This is a genomic window from Rurimicrobium arvi, from assembly GCF_039540495.1.
GTDB lineage: Bacteria > Bacteroidota > Bacteroidia > Chitinophagales > Chitinophagaceae > Rurimicrobium > Rurimicrobium arvi.
Genome location: NZ_BAABEZ010000022.1, coordinates 1,284,731 through 1,302,145, shown reverse-complemented (window position 1 = coordinate 1,302,145; position 17,415 = coordinate 1,284,731). Strand labels below are relative to the sequence as shown.

At 50.5% G+C, this 17,415-nt stretch carries 6 protein-coding genes; all 6 read right to left on the bottom strand.

Annotation, left to right across the window (positions count from 1 at the left end; translation table 11 throughout):
• Positions 1–17: 17 nt before the first annotated feature.
• The gene (locus ABD846_RS12430; protein WP_344827458.1) at positions 18–7,373 is read right to left on the bottom strand and encodes an Ig-like domain-containing protein; all 7,356 of its coding nucleotides are present in this window, start codon (positions 7,371–7,373) and stop codon (positions 18–20) included.
• Between the two features lie 152 nt (positions 7,374–7,525).
• Complete coding sequence (locus tag ABD846_RS12425) at positions 7,526–12,388, bottom strand: Ig-like domain-containing protein (protein ID WP_344827455.1); 4,863 nt, start codon at positions 12,386–12,388, stop codon at positions 7,526–7,528.
• 270 nt (positions 12,389–12,658) lie between these two features.
• Positions 12,659–14,830, bottom strand: a complete 2,172-nt coding sequence (locus ABD846_RS12420; RefSeq protein ID WP_344827452.1) for a DPP IV N-terminal domain-containing protein — start codon at positions 14,828–14,830, stop codon at positions 12,659–12,661.
• Positions 14,831–14,903: 73 nt separating this feature from the next.
• Positions 14,904–16,235, bottom strand: a complete 1,332-nt coding sequence (gene rodA, locus ABD846_RS12415) for a rod shape-determining protein RodA (protein WP_344827449.1) — start codon at positions 16,233–16,235, stop codon at positions 14,904–14,906.
• 15 nt (positions 16,236–16,250) lie between these two features.
• A complete protein-coding gene (locus ABD846_RS12410) occupies positions 16,251–16,523 on the bottom strand; it encodes a zinc ribbon domain-containing protein (protein WP_344827447.1) in 273 nt (90 codons plus the stop codon).
• Between the two features lie 68 nt (positions 16,524–16,591).
• On the bottom strand, positions 16,592–17,335 hold the full coding sequence (locus ABD846_RS12405) for a LytR/AlgR family response regulator transcription factor (RefSeq protein ID WP_344827444.1): 744 nt from the start codon (positions 17,333–17,335) through the stop codon (positions 16,592–16,594).
• Positions 17,336–17,415: the final 80 nt, after the last annotated feature.

The following is a 17,415-nucleotide window of genomic DNA, read 5'->3' as shown; positions in this document are numbered from 1 at the left end:
CATTGTCAGAAAAAAATCTATTGCGTAATCTTATTTATTTTATCAATAGAGATCAATTGACGGTTTTCGTCAAATATGCGTAAAATATATGTTGCGTCCGGAAGATTCACCAGATTGATAGAGCTGGCATTTTCCTGATAGATCATACGTCTTCCCATCATATCTGAAAGTTCGGCATTTACTTTCACCGGCGACTCGATCTGTAACATACCGCTTGTTGGGTTAGGGTACACTCTGATCGATTTATCGGTTCCTGCAATTTGCTGAACGGAAGTATTCGTGACATTCAGCGTATCGGAATACGCGAGACATCCGTTCGCATCAGTTACCTGTGCATGGTATTTTCCGTCACTCGTGTACGTGTAATGATCTGCGATAGCACTGAAGATCGGAGATCCGTTCCGGTACCACTGGTAATGGATATAACCGCTGGTCGGTGTAAGGGACAACGTCGTTCCGGATGCTACGATAAGCGGTTTCACAGGTTTCGGATACAGATATACGGTGGCTGTATTCGTTGTATTCACGCATCCGTAAAGATTGGTAACGGTAACTTTATAGGTTCCGGCCTGATTTACAATACGGGTGTTGGACTTAGGTGTAGCGGGCGTCATAGAAACCCCATCCTGAATCCAGTCGAATACAAATCCTGTGTAACCCGGATGACAATACAACAGTGTAGATCCTTCTTCACAGATATAAGCTTCTGTCGGGGACATCGTCGGGAGGGTGGTGGTATCCGGTTGTACAAATACCGTTGCTTCACCTTTACATCCGTAGATGCTTGTCACTACCACTTTAAAGTTGTTTTTCGTTCCGGCAGCGAGCGTATCGTAAGTTGCTCCTGTCAGCGCCGTGCTTTCGCGGTACCATTGGTAAGTTACCGTTGCGGAAGCTGTAGCTTTCAGGGTGACTGTTTTGCCTGCGCAATAGAAGAAGCCCGGCAGATCCTTCGGAGTGATTGTTACTGTTGGCAGCGGTTGTACCACAACGGCAATTACCGCACGCGATCCTTCACACCCTACGGATGAGGTCTGGCTTACGTAGTAATTGGTTGTTCCGAGAACAGTTGTTGAAGGAACCGGCGCAGTTGTACTACCTGTACCACCGGTAGCGGATGTGTACCATTTAAGATTTGTACCTGTTGCGGTGAGTGCACCGGCAACGGAACCCTGACAGAGGTTCAGCGGTGAAGTTACGGTCGGTGCAGCTGGCAGTGGGTTCACCACTACGCTGATGCTTGCTTTCTGACTTTCACAACCGGTGCTCGGGTCGGTCTGGGTTACGTAATAAACAGTGGTTCCGGTCGGGCTTGTTGCCGGTGTAGGTGCTGTACTGCTACCTGTTCCGGTAAGCGACGTATACCAGAGTAATCCGGTGCCTGTAGCCGTAAGTGCGGAAGAAGAACCTCCGAGACACAGATTCACAGGGCTTGTCACCGTTGGAGTGGCAGGCAGCGGGTTTACGGTAACCGTGATCGTTGATCTCGGACCTTCACAGCCGAATGTGTTTTTCAGAGATACATAATAGCTTGTGGTGCCCGCCGTTGCAGTTGAAGGAACCGGTGTGGTAACGGAGCCTGTTCCGCCCGTGGCAACGGTGTACCATTTCAGTGTGTCGCTCACCGATACTTTGGATGCGCTCAGCGTTGTTGCTGTTGCATTCTGGCAATAGATCACCGGAGTGGTTACAGAAGGAGCGGAAGGTGTTGGATTCACGTTTACGGAAAGTGCCGCTCTGAGTGTTCCTTCACAGCCGTACTGGGATTTCGCCGATACATAATATACGGTGGTACCCGTGGTTGCTGTTGCGGGAACCGGTGCGGTACTGCTTCCGGTGCCACCTGTTGCGGTGGTGTACCAGTAAAGCGTATCCGTAGCACTTGGTTTGGTTGCCGTTAATGCAACTGCAGTTGTTCCCTGGCAATAAGTTACGGGACTCACCACGGTCGGAGCAACAGGGAGTGAATTGATCGTTACGGTGATTGCCGCTCTGCTTCCTTCACAACCCGAAGCATTGGTCTGACTAACGTAATAGATAGTCGTGCCGGCAACGGTTGTGGATGGGGTAGGTGCGGTTGTGCTACCAGTTCCGCCTGCGGCAAATGAGTACCATTTGAGACTCGTTCCGGTTGCGGTAAGGGCTGCTGTTGCACCACCGATACACAGATTCACCGGTGTGGTGACGGTGGGTGCAGCCGGAGTTGCATTTACGGTAACGGTTAGCGCCACTCTCGGACTTTCGCAGCGATTCGTATTACGCTCGCTTACGTAGTACGTGGTGGTACCGGCGCTGGCAGTAGACGGAGTCGGTGCCGTTGTAGTGCCTGTACCTCCGGTGGCAGCCGTGTACCAGTAGAGCGTATCTGTTGTTGCAGCTCTGGTAGCTGTAAGTGCCACTGCTGTAGCTCCCTGACAGTAAGTGACAGCAGAAACGGTCGGGCTCGACGGTTTGGCGTTCACCACCACATTCAGTGACGCGCGGTTGCTTTCGCAGTTCGCGGTTGATTTCTCACTCACATAATAAGTAGTGCTTCCTGCCGCTGACGTAACAGGTGTAGGTGCTGTAACTGATCCCGTACCGCCGGTGGCAGCGGTGTACCACAACAGGGTATCTGTACTGCCGGATTTGGTAGCGGTAAGTGCCGTAGCTGCATCGTCCTGGCAATAAGTAACCGGAGAGGATACTGTAGGATTGCCTGGTTTCGCGTTCACCACCACACTGATGGAAGAGCGGCTGCCCTCACAACCTGCTGCCGATTTCACGCTCACCCAATAATTGGTGGTGCCGGCGGAAGCAGTGGAAGGAGTCGGTGTGAAGTAGCTGGCAGTGCCGCCTGTTGCTGCGCCATACCAAAGCAGCGTATCTGTGGCACCTTTAGAGGCAGTCAGAACTGCAGAAGATGATCCCTGGCAATAAGTGATCGGTGTGGTTACGGTTGGTGCAGCGGGGATCGGATTAACGGTTACCACAGTTCCGCTTGATGTGCGGCTGCAACCCAGTGAGTTGGTTGCCGTAACTGTGTACGTGCCTCCTGTTTTTACTTTGATCTGGTCTGCAGTGTCGCTTGTAGACCAGGAATAGGTATAAGAGAAGGCTCCTACTGGTGTATAGTTGAGCGCCACGCTGCTGGAATAACCGAGTGTTCCTGAGAGCATACCGGTTGCAACATGTCCCGCAGGAACCCAGATGGTACCGGAAGTCCATGGAGAGAATGCTCCGTAGATGCTGGTCAGCGTGGTAGGCGAAGATGTAGGATCACCCGCGCTGCTGATGTAGGACAGTGTTTGTCCCTGAGCCTGTATGCCGCTAAGGTAATATCCTCCGGAGAAGCCGGTCTGAGCAGCGTTCAGTCCCACCAGGAATGTACCGGAGCTGAATGAGTAAGGGCCGTTCGGTCCTCCACCCAGTCCGCCGTTCAGTGCAGTGGAATCGAATCCTGAACCAATGACTCCGTAGCGGTTGATCGGAACGCAGATAAATTTAAATCCGTCAAGGATGTCACCCGTACGGCCGTTGTATCCGGCGATCGCATAACCGCTCGGGCAGTTGCACGATTTTGTGCCGTCGCTCTGACCGTATGCCGTATAGAAGGCAGTAGTACCTGCAGCCATATTCACTTTCGCACTCACTTTGAGGGTCACGGAATCTCCGTTACAGAAAGTAGTGGAACTGAGCGGGCTGATGATTACGCTGTCCGGGCGCGGATTGATATTGGTCTGTATCTGTGTGCGGGCTCCTTCGCAACCATACACATTCACCTGTGAAACGTAATAATAAGTGACACCTGTGCTCGCCGTGGAAGGTGTAGGAGCAGTTGTGCTCGCTGTACCGCCTGAAGCTGCCGTGTACCACTTCAGCGTATCGGTGGCTGAAGTTTTTGTAGCCGAAAGCGCAGAAGCTGTTGCAGCGTTACAGAAGTTGACAGGAGAAGTAACCGTCGGCGCGGTTGGCAATGGGTTTACCGTAACAGCAATCGCTGTACGACCGCTTTCGCATGATCCGGAAGCGTCTGCCGACTGGCTTACATAGTAAGTGGTTGTTCCGGTTGCCGCAGTGGATGGGGTAGGGGCTGTTGTGCTTGCCGTACCACCTGTGGCCACTGTGTACCAGCGGAGATTAGTGCCACTTGCCGTCAATGCACTTGCTGTTGCACCAATACAATAGTTGATTGTTGCCGTAGCAGAGGGTGCAGTCATTGCACTGTAAACAGTTGCGGTGAGGGTAGCCCTCGGGCTTTCGCATCCGCTTACGGTCTGGCTTACATAATAGTTGGTAGATCCGGCCGTAGCGGTGGATGGAGTTGGAGCTGTAGCGCTTCCTGATCCTCCGGTTGCTGCGGTATACCACAGCAAACCTGTCCCTGTAGCCGTCAGTGCGCTTGCAGAGAAGCCGAGGCAATAGGTAACAGGGCTGGATACTGAAGGCATAGACGGAACACTGTTAACCGTTACCGCGATGGTAGCACGCGAACCTTCACAACCGCTTACGGTCTGGCTTACATAGTAGTTTGTTGTTCCTGCTGAAGCCGTGGATGGAGTAGGGGCTGTGGCGCTTCCTGTTCCGCCTGTGGCAACGCTGTACCACAAAAGTCCTGATCCGGTTGCGCTCAATGCCGTTGCGGTTGCGCCGGCACAGTAAGTAACAGGGCTTGTTACTGAAGGCGCGGCTGGCAGACTGTTTACAGTGACCGCAATATTTGCGCGCGGACTTTCACATCCGCTTACAGTTTGGCTTACATAATAGTTGGTCGTTCCGGCAGATACTGTGGATGGTGTCGGGGCGGTTGTCGCACCCGATCCTCCGGTGGCTGCGGTATACCAGAGCAAACCGGTGCCGCTTGCTGTAAGTGCAGACGGAGTAGCTCCGGCGCAGTAAGTAACAGGAGATGAAACCGTTGGTGCAGACGGAATACTGTTGACGTTAACTGTGATGGAAGCACGTGGGCTTTCACATCCGCTCACCGTCTGACTCACATAATAAGTAGTGGTTCCGGCAGAAGCAGTGGAAGGAGTTGGAGCGGTAGCGCTTCCCGTTCCTCCGGTTGCCGCACTGTACCAAAGCAATCCCGTACCTGTTGCCGTAAGTGCAGATGATGAAGCACCAACGCAATAATTCACAGGACTGGATACGGTAGGAGCCGCAACAGAAGATACTACATTTACGGTGATCGTTGCTCTCGGGCTTTCGCAACCGCTTACTGTCTGACTGACATAATAATTAGTTGATCCTATTGCCGCAGTGGACGGAGTTGGTGCTGTAGTGCTTCCCGAACCTCCGGTTGCTGCACTGTACCAAAGTAATCCCGTTCCGGTTGCCGTAAGCGCAGATGCAGTGCTGCTGAGGCAGAGCGCTACCGGACTGGTAACGGTAGGAGCAGACGGAATTGCATTTACATTTACCACAATTGCAGCGCGCGGGCTTTCGCAACCGCCTGTTGTCTGCGAAACATAATAAGTTGTTGAACCGGCTGTTGCAGTGGATGGAGTGGGAGCCGTACTGCTTCCAACGCCGCCCGAAGCACTTGTGTACCAAAGCAGGCTGGTGCCTGTTGCAGAAAGCGCAGATGCAGAAGCTCCGGCACAATACGCAACGGGAGAAGTAACTGCAGGTGCTGCAGGAGCGGTAGTTATATTCACAACGATAGCCTTGCGATCGCTTTCACACGTTGCAGAGGCATCTCCGGATTGTGTTACATAATAGGTAGTCGAACCTGCAGACGCCGTAGACGGTGTCGGAGCAGTGCTGCTTCCGGTACCGCCTGTGGCGGCTGTGTACCATTTCAGGTTGGATCCTGTAGCTGTAAGCGCCGTAGCGGTGGCACCGGCACAATAAGCAATAGGAGTGGTAGCGGTAGGAGTATCAGATACTACATAGATACCATAATCTTCTGCCTGTCCGTAAGTGTAAGGACCACAGGCATAATCGCTGGGTGTGGCTCCGGAATATACAGAAACCACGCGCATACGCAGATAAGTACATGTGGTAATGGAGCTGGGAATCGTGATCGATCCGCTATGCACTTCAGATGTTGTCGTTCCGTTGTGGCTGAACACCTGTTCGCCTGCATCCGAGAAGTCGCCATCGTTATTCATGTCAATAAACGCGCGTACATTTTGCACGTTTACAGCGGTAGTTACATTCAACGTGTAGGAACTGCCTTTTTTCACCGTGGTCTGCTGGTTGTAGGCATGGTCTACATATCCTGCATTTTCCAGGTAGCTGTCGCCCGTCCACACTTTCATGCCGTTAAACTCCACAACAACCGGTCCGATATTAACGGCAAGTGTTCCAACGGAAGGAATACAGGCAGCCGTGGCGATCGTTCCGGATGGAGCGGTAAGTCCGAGAGACGTTTTATAACCGACACGTTCATTATCCAGTGTATTCAGTACCCTTGTTCTCTGACCCGCAGTAAAGCGGTTGGGAGGACAAGTGGTATAGTCCATGATGTTATACTGCGTGTTGTTGTAAGAGAGCCCTGTACAGGAGTTCACGTCTGTGGGCGGACACCAGGTGGAAGGAAAGGCAGAGCTTTCGCGGATATGCGGTTCCGTATCACACACCAGGTCGCCTGTAGTAGAGCAGGAAGTAGTAGAAGGACAGGTCGTCCCTCCGGCATCACCTTCAAAAGTATGGTACAGGCTGAACGCATGTCCGAATTCATGAGAAACGGTAGTGCTTCCCGATTTGATCTGGGACGCGGCAACGATCATACCATCAATGTAAGGGGTGCCTGGGAAATAAGCGAATCCAGCAATCCCGCCCGTGGAATACAGGTCATTACCGTCGATCTTATTAACAGAGTATACATTGTAATAATCCGCCGGAGGCCATCTGCTGAGCGCCATAATGTTTTGCGGATCCACACCTGTGGTTGTTGCTGCATTCGCACCATATGCGGTGTAGCCCGAAAGCGAGCTGCCGTTCACGCGAACAATACCATTCGTGGAAGCGCCGGTAGGAGATCTTTTTGCAAGAACGAATTTTAGCGGAATGCGGCATCCTCCATGCGCAGTGTCGGGGAAAGGACTCTGAGCAGCATATGCGTTATTCATGTAATCGATCATCTGCGCGATCTTGGTGCTGTCGGGATTATAGGAAGAGCCGACGGTGTCTCCGGTATGAATCACGTGCACCACGGTGGGTATCTCGTAAACATATCCTGCAGATGTGTACGTCAGCAAAGCAGATGAAACGAGCGCACTGTACTTGATCCAGCGATCATCATGCTGCCTGACTGCACTGTCATAGCGTTTGTCTGCGGTTCTCAGACGCTGATGCACAGCATCGAATCCGCAAGGATCGACGTGCTGGGCCATCATGGGCAGAGCGCACAGTACTGTGAGAAAACTTAATAGCAGTTTTTTCATGTGGTGTCTTTTAAAAATGACTGTTAAGGAAATAGAGTGAACAAACGAACGTTTTCAGGGTAGGTTTAGCCGGCGACCATATTTCGCTCCGAAGGGGGTAGGGCAATAAAGCGGGGAGTGACCATCGATGGATCATCACTCCCCGCATACTTTTACTGATTGCTTATTTTGTTGATTTTCTCAACGCCGATCAATGTTCCTTCTTCGTTGAATACACGGAAGAAATACACACCGTCAGACAAACGGGTCAGATCAACGGATGCAGCTTTTTGTGCTGATAACACTTCTTTTCCGACCATGTCCAGTACTGTCACATTTACTGCGAAAGGAGCATCAATGTGTACCGTTCCCGTACTCGGATTCGGATAGATCTTCACAGATGCATCGCTGGCCAGGTTTTTCACACTCAGCTGAGCTACTTCTACCGTGTCGGATACTGTAAAACAGTCATTGTTATCCGTAACTTCTGCATAGTAAATGCCGTCGAAGCTCATTGTGTACGTAGACGAAGTGGCTCCGGGGATCTGTTTGTAGTTGCGGTACCACTGATATTTTGCATAGCTGCGGTTCAGTTTCAGTACCGGATCCATACGTACGATCACCGGACGGATCAGTGCAGGATAATTGCTCACGATAGAGAAGTTCGTGTTGCGTACACAGGTATAATAATCCGTAACGGTAACATAATAAGCACCGTCCGCACTCACAGGCGTGTTGTCTGTTGTCGGAGGCAGCAGCATCGGGTTGCCGTTGTAGAACCATTCGTAGGTGTAGGTAGGAACCACAGGTTTGGCGTACAGCACAATATCCACGCCCTGACAGATCTGAACGTCTGTTGGGGACAACGTTGGCATCGGCAGTGGATTGTCTTTTACAAGAACGGAATCTTTGCGTATACAACCGTAAACGCTGGATACCGTTACGCCGTAATAAGCTTTTGTTCCCGCTTTGAGACTATCGTTTGTTTCGCCCGGAATATTCACCCCGGTTTTGAACCATTGGAAAGATGTACCGATATCGGTGTTCGCTTTTAATGTTACTGTACGGGAATCGCAGAATACGAAATCCGGAACTCCCACCGGAGTGATGGTAAGTGTAGGGGAAGGATTTACAATAACCGAGATGGAAGAACGGTTGCCCTCACATCCTACAGAAGAGGTCTGACTTACATAGTAAGTTGTTGTACCCAGCGTGGTTGTGGAAGGTACGGGGGCTGTCGTATTGCCAACGCCGCCCGTCGGGGCCACATACCATTTCAGGTTAGAACCCGTGGCGGTGAGCGCACCGGGTATAACATCGATACAAAGGTTTACAGGAGTTACCACGGTAGGTGCAGCAGGCAATGCATTTACCACAACAGTCAGGGTAGCTCTTGTTCCCTCACAACCTACAGAAGAGGTCTGGCTTACATAGTAATTGGTACTGCCCACGCTTGCGGTGCTCGGAGTAGGAGCGGTTGTGCTTCCTGTTCCGCCGGTAGCAGCAGTGTACCATTTCAGCGTTGTGCCGGTAGCGGTAAGCGCGCTGCTGGAACCACCCACGCAAAGGTTGAGCGGTGATGCCACAACTGGAGCTGCAGGCAGATCGTTCACGATAACGGAGATAGCTGATCTCTGGCTTTCACATCCGGTAGTACTGCTTGTCTGACTTACGTAGTAAACGGTTGTGCCGACAGTTGCGGTAGTCGGTGTGGGAGCAGTAGAACTTGATGTGCCGCCGGTAGCCACGGTATACCATTTGATATTGGTTCCTGTGGCTGTGAGCGCACTGCTTGGTCCGCCGATACACAGGTTCACCGGAGTAGTAACGGTAGGAGCTGCCGGCAATGCATTTACGGTCACCACAATGGAAGCTCTCGGACCTTCACATCCCAACGGTGTTTTTTCGCTTACATAGTAAGTGGTCGTTCCGGCTGTGGCAGTAGACGGGGTAGGAGTGGCTGAGCTTCCGGTACCGCCTGTTGCAGCAGTGTACCAGAGCAATGTGTCTGCGGTCAGGGCTTTGGTCGCAACCAAGGCGCTTGCCGTAGCGTTAAGACAGTAAGTAACGGGAGTCGTCACCACAGGTGCAACCGGTGTAGGGTTGATCGTTACGGTGATTGCTGCTCTCGGACCTTCGCATGAACCTGATGAAGGGTCGCTGCTCTGGCTCACATAATAAGTAAAGGTTCCTGCTGTAGCTGTGCTTGGAACAGGCGCAGTAGTGCTTGCGGTGCCACCCGTCGCAACAGTGTACCACTTAAGGTTTGTGCCTGTGGCGGAAAGAGCGGTTGCTGTTGCATTCTGGCAATAAGTAACCGGAGTGGTTACCAGCGGAGCTACCGGAAGCGGATTCACATTTACCGTAATGGTCGCGCGTGAACCTTCGCAGCCGAGGTTTGTTTTAAGGCTCGGATAATAGTTAGTGCTGCCGATTGTTGCAGTGCTTGGAACCGGAGCCGTTGTTGAACCTGTTCCGCCGCTTGGCGCTGTGTACCACATAATGGTATCCGTCGGGGAAGATTTGGTTGCCGTCAATGCTGAAGCAGAGCCGCCAAGACAAAGATTCACCGGACTTGTTACCACCGGTGCGGAAGGAGTAGGATTCACCGTGATTGTAATTGCCGTTCTGGGCCCTTCACAACCTGTAGCGGTGATCAGCTGGCTTACATAGTAAGTAGTAGTGCCGGTGATGCTGGTAGACGGAGTGGGCGCTGAAGCAAGCGGCGTGCCGCCTGTTGCCACCGTGTACCATCTGAGCGTATTTCCGGAAGCGGCAGTAGCAGTAAGTGTGGTGGCGGTTACGCCCTGGCAATAAGTGTAAGATGTGGTAGTGGCCGGTGCAAGTGGCAACGGGTTCACATTCACCAGTACTTTATTGGTATTTGTACACCCGTTAGCGCTGCTTGTGGATGTAAGCGTATACGTTGTGGTAGCAGATGGATTGGCTACTACAGGGCTTCCCGTGGCCGGAGTAAGACCTGTGGCAGGAGACCATGCGTAAGTGATTGTTCCGCTTGTTGCGGCGATCATCGGAGCTGTTGACGGCTTCTCGCGACCGACGGTGTTGGTAAGCGTTCCGTGATTGTTTCCGGCTGTAAGGTCATAGAAGTACTTGCCGTTGTTTTCATCGAAACGCCAGTAGGCTTTAAGGTTTGCGCTGCCCGGATCAATGACGTTTTTGTAAGTGCCGCTGATCTCGGATGCAGACCTGGTTTTGTTCCAGATACGCACTTCATCCAGTTTGCCATTCATCGGGACGCGGCCGCCGCAGCCCGGGTCAAATCCGAAATATAATTTTTCCGTAGAGTTCCAGGGTACACCGGACGCGGCTCTTGTCGCGTTCAGTACACCGTTTACGTATAGTTTAAGGTTGGAACCATCGTAGGTCACCGCGATGTGTGCCCATTGATTGGTTACAACAGTGTCTGCACTTGCCACATAATTAACACCTGATCCGTTTCCGGTAAGGAAGGAGAACCACCATTTTTTCGGAGTCCATTCGTTGCCCGCTTCAAAGCCGCCGATGCCCATGGTCCAGTTGTGCCAGCTGGAGCAGCCGAGGGAGTGGAACAGGATGTTCTGATGTTTGTTTTCACGTGGGTACACCCAGGCTTCAACGGTAAATGCGCTGGAGCCGCTCAGGGATATATCGGATGAATTCGGAACAGAACCGTAATAACCGTAAGCGCCGCTGAAATCAAGTGCATTGCCTTTTGTGCCGGATGCCGCTGTAAGCGTTACAGACTGGCCTGCACATATTTCCGGAGACGAGGTGTCGACCATAGTCAGCGGAATAGCGAGCGGTTTTACAGTAAGCGTGATGGTGTCGTTGAGAGAACAGGTTGCAGATAAAGGTGTTCCGACAAAAGAATATGTTACGGTAGAATCGGCACGTGCAATCAGGGAGAAGGAATATGCACTGCCCGAAGCGAGTCCAGCGGGGAAAGTATAAGCGTAAGCGCCTCCGTTTTCAATAGTCATGCTCAGCGTAGAACCCGCGCAGACGCTGACCGTATCACCGTTCTTGTACTTGTTCGATCCTTGTGCAAAATTCGGTTTGATGTTGTTCAGCGCGCTGTCCAGATCAGGTTGTCTGAGGATATAGGCATAGGAACAGGTGGTGCTGTCTCCGGCAGCAAGATTGCCGAGATTGAAAACTACACCGATGAAATTATTTTGTCCTGATGCGCCCCCCGAAAAATAGTGTCCGTTAGATCCATCGCCGGCGTAGATACCTGAAAGCAGTGTGCTTGTAATAAAAGGAGAGGTAGCGCTAAAATTAAAGCGGAACACTTTCGCGCGGCAGTCTTTGGAACCCAGCCCCAGGTAGGCACCCGAATTCCCGCGGGCACTGACAAGAGATCGGTTGGCAGTGTTGGGAGTCTGATACACAACCGTGTCGGCAGTGTTCAGGTCTCCGGTTGCGCCGGCATCGTTGTCCGGATTCACACCCTGACCGAAATAGATTCCGTTCAGTGCAGTGGCACCTGTATTTTTTACCTTCACTTTTTCGACGAAGTAAAGAGAGGTCGTATCGATATAAATATCCTTGGTGATGGAAAGCGCTCCTATTGTACCCTTCCATATAATATGCTTTTCTCTTCCGGCAACGTAATAAGTATCGACCGCACCGGTAACACCTGCAGGAAAGGTAGTACCGCCGGCAGAAGATGCCGTATAGCGGTTCATCGTATAAACGGTTCCGTTGATCTCGATTGCCCAACTCTGGTATTCGGATGCCGGCATGAAATAGTCGCCGACATAAGTGGGAATACCGGTTGTCCAGCCATCTTTATCCGGGTCGGCCACAAAACCAATTGCCGCAGCGGGAGAATATGTGGCAAGAGACCGGCCGTGGAACCCTAGTGGAGCTCCATACTGGGAACCGAAACATCCGTTCGGAGCAATGCCAACCTCTACATATTGCCCCTTAAGGAATCCGTCGCCGGATACCTTCTGAGCTTTGGCATATGAGGCGCCCAAAACCACTACCGCACTGATTAGTGCGGTCTTACAAGTAAACCTTAATCCCATAAATGTGTTGTTAGATAGTTCTGTAAACTAAATAGTTTGTAAAATGATTGTTTGTTTTGCTAAATGGAGACAGTATTAAAATCATACATATGTTTTGCAAGATATGAATTAAAATTCTGTAAAGGAAAATTTAACAACAATAAATTATATTGATAATGTATATACGCTGTAGATCAGCATGAATGGGCGAATTTTGCATGCACAAAAAAGCCCTCTCCGCAGAGAGGGCTTTAACATATGCTTTTTAGGAGATAACTAATCTATGTAATCTTACAAATTTTGTAGAATAAACCGCGTCATCCGGTCATACAGGTGCAGTCGTGTGTTGCCGCCGCTGATACCATGATTCTTGTTCGGGTAGTAAGCGTCTTCAAATGCTTTGTTATTCTGAATCAGTTGCTCTGCCAGCATCACTGAATTCTGAAAGTGCACGTTATCGTCTGCAGTACCATGAACCAGTAGGAACTTGCCCTTCAGCCGGGAGGCCATTTTTTCAGGTGCATTTTCATCATAGCCTTCCGGGTTTTCAACTGGCGTCTGCATATACCGCTCTGTATAAATATTATCATAGTAACGCCAGTTCGTCACCGGGGCCACGGCAATCGCCATTTTGAAAACGTCGTTTCCTTTCAGGATACAGGTTGAACTCATAAAGCCGCCGAAGCTCCAGCCCCATATACCAATTCTTGCTCCGTCCACAAAAGGCAGTTTGGCCAGGTTGCGCGCCACCGCTATCTGGTCTTCGCTTTCCAGCTTGCCAAGTTGCTTGTAGGTCTGCTTTTTGAATGATTCCCCGCGGAATCCCGTTCCGGTACCATCCGCACAGAATATAATATATCCTTTCTGCGCAAGCATCTGGTGCCAGAAAAAATCGCCGACAGGAAATTTATCACCTACCATCTGAGATCCCGGACCACTATACTGGTACATCAGTACAGGGTATTTTTTTGTGGAATCGAAACCGGGCGGGGTGATCATCCAGGCGTTCAGTTCTTCCTTAACGCCCATGATACGGGTAAACCGGATGTTTCCCAATTGATATTCATCCATTTTTTTACGCAGTGCAGCATTGTCTTCCAGGCTGCGTACGATCTTCCCGCGTGCATCCCGCAGGTAAAATACAGGCACCTGGTTCAGGCCGCTGTACTTATCCAGGAAATAGCGGTTCCCCTGGCAGAATGCCACTCCGTGCGTGCCTGGTTCAGGCGTAATACATTTGCGCGATTTGCCGTTCCAGTCGGCAACATATTGCTGCCGTTCCATGGGGGAGTTCACCGCAGCGCTGTAATAGACCAGTTTCTTTTGTTCGTCAATGCCGGTTATCGATTCTATGTCACTGCCGGCGGCGCTTATCGGCTGCATCAGTTTTGCTTTCCAATCGTAACGGTACAATTGGTTATTGCCGCTTTTCTCGCTGCTGATCAGGAAAGATCTGTTATCGGGAAGGAACGCAAAATTGTCCGTTACGTCTATATAATATTGATTACGCTCCTGGTAAACGCTGCTCAGTTTGCCATCAGGCAGATGTGCAAACAGCAACTCCAGTTCGTTCTGATGGCGGTTCATGCGGAATACTCCCAGCATCGAGTCGGTTTGCGACCATTTAATGCGCGGAATATATTGATCCTGCTCTTCATGCAGGTCGAGATGGATATTGGTTTTAGCCGCGAGGTCGTACACATAGATTCCTACTGTGGAGTTCCGCTCTCCGGCTTTCGGGTATTTATATTTATAAGGTGTGGGGTAGAGCGCGTCGTAAACGGTCATGGTGTACTCCGGCACAGCCGATTCGTCAAACTTATAATAGGCCAGGTGCTTTCCTTCGGGCGACCATTGATAGGCCTGGGTAAATTCAAACTCTTCCTCGTACACCCAGTCGCAGTTACCATTGATGATTTTATTCCGTTGCCCGTCATTGGTTACCTGCGTGGTGCCGCCGTTTGCAAGGTCTTTATAAAACAGGTTGTTCTCTTTTACAAATGCAACTTTGGTGCCGTCCGGACTGAAGCTGGCGTGCAATATCTTACCCGTGTCTATCTGCGTCAGCTTTTTAGCCGTCAGGTCATATGCATATACTTTCCACAGTACCGATCGGCGATAGATGTTCTCTCCCTCGCAATACAGCAGCAGACGGCGTTCGTCTGTGCTCAGGCTGTAATCCGCAAAGGCGAGCGGTTTGCCGCCTGCACCAAATACTTCGTTATCAAACAGTGTCTTCAGTTTTTTTCCGGTAGCCAGGTCATAAACATTGATTACGGATTTGCCGCCTTCGTTATCGGTTTGCAGGTAGGTCTTTCCGTCCTTCATTGCATTGAAGCCCGGAACAGATTTCATGCGGAAGGTTCCGTTCTTCCAGATATCCTCCAGTGTGATCTGTTTGTTCTGGGCTGTTGTTACTTTGCCGAGCAGACAAAGACTGCCGAATAAAAATAGTTTGCGCATAGCGTATCAGGATAATGTCGTTTCAAAGATACCGGATGTTTCCCTTGTTATCCGGGTGAGGAACAGCGGGATTTTAGTGGATCATCAGACTTCTGTCCGTGTCCAGTTTCAGCAGGATAAAGATCAGGATGCTGAATGAGAGCAGGGAAGTTCCTCCGTAACTGATGAACGGAAGTGTAATGCCGATAACAGGTGCCAGCCCGATCGTCATCGAAATATTGATTGCAAAGTGAAAGAATAAAACCGATGCCACACAATAGCCATAGATACGGCTGAACGGGGATTTCTGTCTTTCGGCAACCGTAAGTATGCGCAGCATCAGCAGTATATACAGACCAATCACCACAAAGCTGCCGAGAAAACCGAATTGCTCGCCGATAGAGCAAAAGATGAAATCCGTATTCTGTTCCGGTACAAATGAGTTTTTGGTGGAAGTACCGTTCAGGTAGCCTTTTCCCCAGAATCCTCCGGATCCGATCGCAATCATCGACTGACGGACGTTGTAGCCCGGGTCTTTTTTCTTCCCGGAAGATTCTTCATCGTATTTGACATATTCGTCGGGAACATCCCTTCCGAGCATTGTGTAAATGCGCTCAATCTGGTAATTCTTCAATACTTTTTTAAATGCCAGCGGGATCATCACCTGCGAAAAAAGTAACGCAAATAATAAAGATCCGATAAATACGATACGCGCCGCACCCTCCCTGCGTAACGAGTGGCGCAGCAGCAATCCTATCCCGGTTGCTAGCATAAGGATAAGGATCAGCATCACGGTATGGCTCAGTAACAGGGTGGATATTGTGAGGAAGCCCAGTGCGAAAATAGTGATGAGAATCGCGTTGGGTAAGCCTTCGCGGTACATTACAAGGATAAAGGAAAAATATACGAGCGCAAGCCCGGTCTCATTTTGCAGGATAATCACCATCGCCGGTACCAGCGCAATGGCCAGCCCGATAAAGCGATCCTTTGTTCTGCGGAAATCTGTTTCCCCCAGCGAAAGGAAGCGCGCCAGCGCCAGTGAGGTAAATATCTTGCCGATCTCTCCCGGCTGAAACCGGATTCCGCCACCCAGCGAAAGCCAGCTGTGCGAGCCCTTCATATTCTGTCCGATGAAGATCGTAGCAATCATCAGCAACAGACAGACGGTGTAGGAGAGAAAAGCGAATGAGGAGAAAAATTTGGAATCGGTGAAAATGATGATCATCCCGACGAAAAGAGAGATGCCCAGCCAGATGGTTTGCTTCATATGGCTTTTGCTCATCATAAAAATAGTAGGATCTGTGGATCTGTATTCCACCGAGAACACTGCCACAATGCCGATCACCACCAGCGCCATATACAGCCAGAAAGTAGCGGCGTCAATGCGGCTCGTTACCGATTTCTGTGAGGTTGCGTTACTGCTCATTCAAAAACTCTTTGCTTATTGTGAATCGGAAGTCTGCCAGCGTTTCAGCTTCGGAATACCCTTTACCATCATGCGTGCCATCATTTCCGGAAACCCTCTTTTGGTGAGCACCTGTACCACATAGCGTTGCATATCTGCCGCTATCCAGCCGGGTTGTACAAAACTGCCATTCTGGTAGCAATAGCTGCAATAATCTTCATTTCTGGAGCCGTCTGCATTGGAACCACCCTTTTGCGGATCTTTGTCCCATGGCAGTCCGCAGCTCTGACAGCACTTTATCCCGATCATATACTTATTGAAAGGTCAAAAATACTTACAGAAGTTCAGATTTACAGGAGCGCTGTCATTCTTTAGGTCTATAACCACGAAAATTTCTGGAAAAGCTCATCCCGCTTGGCACGTGCCACCGGAATTTCGATATTGTCTTTCAGGAGTACCGTGCTTTCCTGCCGGTTGAAGGAGCGCACATAGTCAATATTCACGAGGTATTGCCGGTGAATGCGGATGAATTTGTCGGGGTCCGTAATATCTTCCAGATCTTTCAGGCTTTTGCTCATCAGCACTTTTTTGCCGGTTTGCAGCAGCAGCTCTGCATAGCTGTTTTTAGCTTCCGCCATCACAATGTCGGCCAGCCGTATAAAAGAAACGTCTTGTTGTGTGGCAATAGCGATCCTGTCGATAGTTCTGTTCTGAAAGGAGTTTTTGGCAGATTCGAGCCGTTCGCTCAATTGCTGTCTGAGATTCGACTGTACTTTGTTCACTACTTCTATCAGCTCCGACTCCTGAACGGGTTTGGTGAGGAAGTCAAGCGCATTGGCACGGAATGCCTTTACGGCATACTCATTAAAGGCTGTTACGAAGACCACCTGCGCGCCGGCAGGCCTTGCCCGCTGCATGAGTTCCAGTCCTGTCATGCGCGGCATTTCAATATCACTGAAAATGAGATCCGGTTCAAAGCTTCCCATCTGCGCCATCGCCGTGAGCGGATCATTGAACGTTGCCAGCACATGTACCTGCGGGCAATGTTTTTTTAACTGTATCTGTAATAATTCGATACTGTCGGCTTCATCATCTACGATAATTGTATTTATTGGCTTCATTGTTTATCGATTTTTACCGGATTGGTTGCTCGTACGACGGGGTAAAGATCGTTATTTTGCAGCAGTATACTGTACTGATA